Origin of the sequence: Arthrospira sp. PCC 8006 (genome assembly GCF_046480465.1) — a bacterium.
In the GTDB taxonomy this organism is placed as follows: Bacteria; Cyanobacteriota; Cyanobacteriia; order Cyanobacteriales; family Microcoleaceae; genus Limnospira; species Limnospira platensis.
In genome coordinates this window covers 1-4,536 of the sequence record NZ_PKGG01000312.1, presented here as the reverse complement: position 1 = coordinate 4,536, position 4,536 = coordinate 1, and the positions used below count along the sequence as shown (strand labels likewise).

The 4,536-nt window shown below is 52.0% G+C and carries 8 protein-coding genes and 3 pseudogenes; 1 reads left to right on the top strand and 10 read right to left on the bottom strand.

Features of this window, described 5'->3' with window-relative positions:
• From B9T16_RS26095 to B9T16_RS26085, 3 genes and pseudogenes are all read right to left on the bottom strand, one after another.
• Positions 1–383 (bottom strand): annotated as a pseudogene (locus B9T16_RS26095) (ISNCY family transposase); the annotation flags it as partial.
• A 173-nt stretch (positions 384–556) separates the two neighbouring features.
• Positions 557–979, bottom strand: coding sequence for a type I restriction enzyme endonuclease domain-containing protein (locus B9T16_RS26090; RefSeq protein WP_014276149.1), 423 nt, complete (start codon positions 977–979; stop codon positions 557–559).
• A complete protein-coding gene (locus tag B9T16_RS26085) occupies positions 930–1,322 on the bottom strand; it encodes a type I restriction enzyme endonuclease domain-containing protein (protein WP_014276150.1) in 393 nt (130 codons plus the stop codon). Before B9T16_RS26085 ends, B9T16_RS26090 begins: the two co-directional genes overlap by 50 nt.
• Before the next feature lie 33 nt (positions 1,323–1,355).
• Here B9T16_RS26085 and B9T16_RS26080 point away from each other — a divergent pair, with 33 nt between their 5' ends.
• Positions 1,356–1,481, top strand: coding sequence for a hypothetical protein (locus B9T16_RS26080; protein ID WP_286131393.1), 126 nt, complete (start codon positions 1,356–1,358; stop codon positions 1,479–1,481).
• Here B9T16_RS26080 and B9T16_RS26075 read toward each other — a convergent pair.
• The 7 genes and pseudogenes from B9T16_RS26075 to B9T16_RS26045 form a co-directional block, all read right to left on the bottom strand.
• A complete protein-coding gene (locus B9T16_RS26075; RefSeq protein ID WP_410246123.1) occupies positions 1,450–1,554 on the bottom strand; it encodes a UvrB domain 3-containing protein in 105 nt (34 codons plus the stop codon). The two genes, B9T16_RS26080 and B9T16_RS26075, sit on opposite strands and share 32 nt — an antisense overlap.
• Positions 1,555–1,707: 153 nt before the next feature.
• A complete protein-coding gene (locus tag B9T16_RS26070; RefSeq protein ID WP_014276152.1) occupies positions 1,708–2,565 on the bottom strand; it encodes a DEAD/DEAH box helicase family protein in 858 nt (285 codons plus the stop codon).
• On the bottom strand, positions 2,565–3,215 hold the full coding sequence (locus B9T16_RS26065) for a type I restriction endonuclease (protein ID WP_410246121.1): 651 nt from the start codon (positions 3,213–3,215) through the stop codon (positions 2,565–2,567). Before B9T16_RS26065 ends, B9T16_RS26070 begins: the two co-directional genes overlap by 1 nt.
• A 285-nt stretch (positions 3,216–3,500) precedes the next feature.
• Positions 3,501–3,731, bottom strand: a complete 231-nt coding sequence (locus B9T16_RS26060; protein ID WP_006616440.1) for a hypothetical protein — start codon at positions 3,729–3,731, stop codon at positions 3,501–3,503.
• Between the two features lie 221 nt (positions 3,732–3,952).
• On the bottom strand, positions 3,953–4,186 hold the full coding sequence (locus B9T16_RS26055; RefSeq protein ID WP_410246122.1) for a DUF1828 domain-containing protein: 234 nt from the start codon (positions 4,184–4,186) through the stop codon (positions 3,953–3,955).
• A gap of 19 nt (positions 4,187–4,205) precedes the next feature.
• Positions 4,206–4,317 (bottom strand): annotated as a pseudogene (locus B9T16_RS26050) (IS630 family transposase); the annotation flags it as partial.
• A gap of 11 nt (positions 4,318–4,328) precedes the next feature.
• Positions 4,329–4,536, bottom strand: a pseudogene (locus tag B9T16_RS26045) (transposase); the annotation flags it as partial.

Below are 4,536 nucleotides of genomic sequence, written 5' to 3'. Positions count from 1 at the left end.
CCATCCAACGCGACTAATAGACTGTCCCCTAGGCAACGGAAGTCTTCTAACTGCCCCTGGGCTTCCCAGACTTGTAGGATATCCTCAAACACTGGAAACAGGTGCTCTGGGGACACGGCATCTAATAAGTCCCGAATCTGGTTATCACAGGGAATTCGATGAACTCCAAACAGACTTTGGGCATTGCTCTTGCCTTTACTCCCCTCCATCAGACGTTGATAAGCCAGAAACGACGGAGTTTGAGTAAAAAACACACTAAACGCACTTAAAGCGGCATCCTCCATTCCATAGCGGCGATTTTTACCCCGGCGCTTGTCCGGTAGCGATGACAAGCACTGGCGGAAAGAACCGACTAGAGTCTCAAAGCCACCTGGCTTTTTCAACGGCTCTGGCGCTCCTGGGTTTCTTAGATGTCATTACGATACAGGGATGCTGGGGACTTGAACAGGTTTTCGCCAAAATGAGAATTGCTGTACCACAGGGAGATGGCTTGACAATTATTTTGCTTGGTGATATCTTAGGTTTATTGGTGCGAAATTTAGAACCCCTAGGGAATTTAAACCAAACCACCAACCACCCATGCAGCGGATAGCGCTTCCGCTTGCTGCAAGACATTTTTAACCGCCGCCTGTAGGTCTGGAGGATAGCCGTATTTACGCAAAATTCGTTTAACGGTGCTACGGAGACGAGCGCGGGCACTTTCCCGATGCGCCCAGTCAATGGTAACGTTCGATTTCAGGCTCATTAGCAATTCATGCCAATCTCTGGTTTTTAGGCTGTCATTGCCCATCACTTCCACCGCGCTTTCATTCTCCGCCAGAGCGTCATAAAAGGCGATTTCATCGCAATCCCTTGAAAGTCCTTGTTCCTCGCCCCGTTGGCGGGCGGCTTTAATATCTTGAGCCAGATTGATTAATTCTTGCAGAACTTCAACCGTGCTGATGGCGTTGGTGTGGTATCGAGTGATCGCCTTTTCCAAGCGCTAGCGCAAACTTTTTCTCCTCGGTGATGTTGGTACGGCTACGGGAGCGCCTCTCGTCATTCAGCAGACGTTTAAGGGCTTCGAGGGCGAGATTTTTCTTCTCCATTTGCTGAATTTCTAGCAAGAAGTCATCGGAGAAGATGGAAATATCCGGGGAGGATAAGCCAGCAGCCCTGAGAATATCGACAATTTCAGTGGAGACCACAGCCTGATTAATAATTTGCCCCGCCGCGAATTCTTTTTGTGCCGTGGACTTGCCAGGGGTGGCGGAGGATTTCACCAGGGCAGCGCGGATGGTTTGGAAAAAGCCGACCTCCGATACGAATTTGGCAGGCTGCATCGCTGGCCGCCGCTAGGGCAAAGGCTTTAGAAAGTGCCAGCACTGCGTCTTGATAGCTTCTTTCAGGCGTTGCCCGATGCCGATGTAGTCCACCACCAAGCCAGCGGGTTTATCGCGAAAGACCCGGTTAACCAGGGCGATCGCCAGGGATTGGCATGAGGCCGTGACCTTTCATCGGTTTATCGATATACATGGTGTGCATTGAGGGCGCATCAAACCCGGTTAGCCACATATCCCGCACGATGACCAGTTGCAGGKGATCCTTTGGATCTTTGATCCGCTTGGCTAGGAGATCGCGCCGGGCTTTGGTGCCAATGTGGGGTTGCCATTCGGGCGGATCAGTCGCCGAGCCTGTCATCACGATTTTAATCATGCCAATCCCTCGTTATCGTCCGGGGAATGCCAGCCCGGGCGGAGGGCGACTATCTGATTGTAAAGGTTGACGCAGATTGCCCGACTCATGCCAATCCCTGACGATCATCGCTTTACCGCTCAGTGCCAAGAGGCGGTTTTCAAAGTGACTGACGAGAGGCGCAGCAACCAGCTTTAACCGCGCTTCCGCTCCCACGGCCGCTTGCACCGTTGCCCATTTTTGAGTCATTCTCGCCTGTTCCGATTGCTCTTCGCCGTTACGGAGTTCTTCAATCTCTGCATCAATCTGGGGCTTTTGCGCTTCGGGAAGTTCGATGCGGGCGAGGCGGCTTTCATAGTAGATGGGGACGGTTGCGCCATCTTCCACCGCGCGGCTGATGTCGTAGATGTCGATGTAGTTGCCGAATACGGCGGGGGTGTTAACGTCGGTGGCTTCGATGGGGGTTCCGGTAAAGCCAATAAAGGAGGCGTTGGGGAGGGCATCCCGCAGATATTTGGCGAAGCCATAGCCAATTTCTCCCGTTTTTAGATCGACTTTGGCTTTAAATCCATATTGGCTGCGGTGGGCTTCATCCAGGATAGGCATGACGATGATATTGCGTCGATCGCTCAAAACTGGATAGGTGGTTTCCCCTTTGTCGGGGGCAAATTTTTGGATGGTGGTAAAGACAACCCCACCGGAGGCGCGATTGAGGATGGCTTGCAGGTGTTTGCGGCTCTCCGCTTGTTCGGGGGTTTGGCGAATCAGATCGCGGCATAGGCCAAACGTGCCCAACAGTTGATCGTCGAGGTCACCCGGATCGGTAATCACAACGATTGTCGGGTTTTCTAGTTCCAGAGAGCGCACCAGTGCGAGCGCATAAAACGCCATCAATAGGCTTTTGCCGGAGCCTTGGGTATGCCAGATGACTCCCGCTTTGCGCTAGAGCCGAGTATGGCACGGGCGGTGCTAGTAACGGCTTTTTGGACGGCGTGGAACTGGTGATAGCCCGCGATGATTTTGCGGATACCAGAGCCGGTATCGCCAAAGACAGGGATTGGCATGAAGTTTCCGAGCAGGTCGAGTAGTCGCCTTTGGGTAAACACCCCCTCGATCAGCACTGGCATTTCCGGGGTGCTTTTGGTTAGCACTTCTCCATCAATGGTGCGCCAGGGATTGTCAAGAACCGCTCTAGGTCGGCGGTGAGGGAGCCGATGCGGGCGGTGATGCCATGTGTGGTACCCCCATGCGGAGTTGGTACGGAAGAGGGCGGAAATTTCGGTTTTGTAGGTTTGCAGTTGGTTGTAGGTGGCGTCGAGGGTGGCGGTTTCGCTGCCCGGATTTTTAATTTCGATAACGGCGATCGGTAGCCCGTTGATAAAGACCACGACATCGGGGCGGCGATTGTGGCTGTTTTCGATGACGGTAAATTGGTTAAGCACGAGCCAATCGTTAGCGTTGGGATTGTCAAAGTCGATCGCCTTGACTTTATCGCCGCGAATGGTGCCATCTGGGCGCGTAAAACTCAACATCGATTCCATCGACTAAGGCTTGGTGGAGGCGGCGGTTTTCTTCGATTAGGTTGGGTTTTTCCGTGGCGATCAGCTTTTTAAAGGCATCGTCGTTCGCTTTGGCGGGGATGGTGGTGTGATGCTTTTGAGGGCTTCGAGTCGCCGTTGGTAGAGGATACCTATACGCTCATGATTCCCTTTCCGGCGCTTAACCGTCAGGGATAGTCGTGACAACACCAGGGATTGTCTAGGTGTCGCCGAGGTCTTGCAGTTGAGCTAGGAGGATTTGTTCGATTTCGTCTTCGGTTAGATAACTCATGTCACCAGTTGCTCGATCAATTCTTCTGGCTTAGACAGATAGCAAATCTCGGACAACTTCGCGAGTTGGCTAATGTGGCTACTACTCCACACATCCAAACTATCGTCAAACAGGGAAATAAAGCGTAAAGGTTGCGTGGGGAGTTGGTAGTGCTGCAAATCAACCCAGGTGGCGACCGTATTCTTGACTTTGCTATTGGCTGCGCCTCGATTGCTGGTACTCAGCACTTCGACTAAGGCCTCGGTGCGTCAGCAATTAATTATCGGCTATTTATTCGGTTGGCGATATCTGACGCACCCTACTGGGGATGTCCGATGCCAAAGTCGATCGCCCAGGAACGAGTTGATCGCCCCACTAATTTGATGTCTCGTTGGTAGGGGATGTGATAATCTTTGAGGAGTTTGGCGATTTCATCATTAAAGGTTCCCGCCAGTCGGGTTCTGTTCTGTTACCACAGATTAGCAACTGTGATCGCAAAGCGCACTAACCGAGTAATGGCTTCTGCTAGGTCGTCCCCAACTCTGACCAGCAGCATTCCATCATAAAGTTCGATGCCATAAGTGACTGGAATATCTTGGAGAAACGAGTCTTGTTTTTTGGATAGGGACTGCCGAGAGGTTTGCATATCCAACCAGCGCAAAGTTTCACCCAAATCGGTGAGGGTTTGGGTTTCTGGCTTGATATAGCATTAGTCAAGGTGGTTAGGACGCAGCTTGGAGAACGGAATCCATGGCATCATGGAGAGAATCAAACTGCTCACGTGCAGTGGCGAATGCGGGCTTTCAACCACGACCAACATTTCTCTATAGCATTAGTCAAGGTGGTTAGGACGCAGCTTGGAGAAAGGAATCCATGGCATCATCGAGAGAATCAAACTGCTCACGTGCAGTGGCGAATACGGGCTTTCAGCCACGACCAACATTTCTCTATCTTGTTGAGGTCTGGCGAATAAGGCGGAAGATAGAGTAAACGGCATTGAGCTGCCTCCACCAGTTCAGCCTGCCGCCCCCCTTTATGAAACGTTGCATTGTC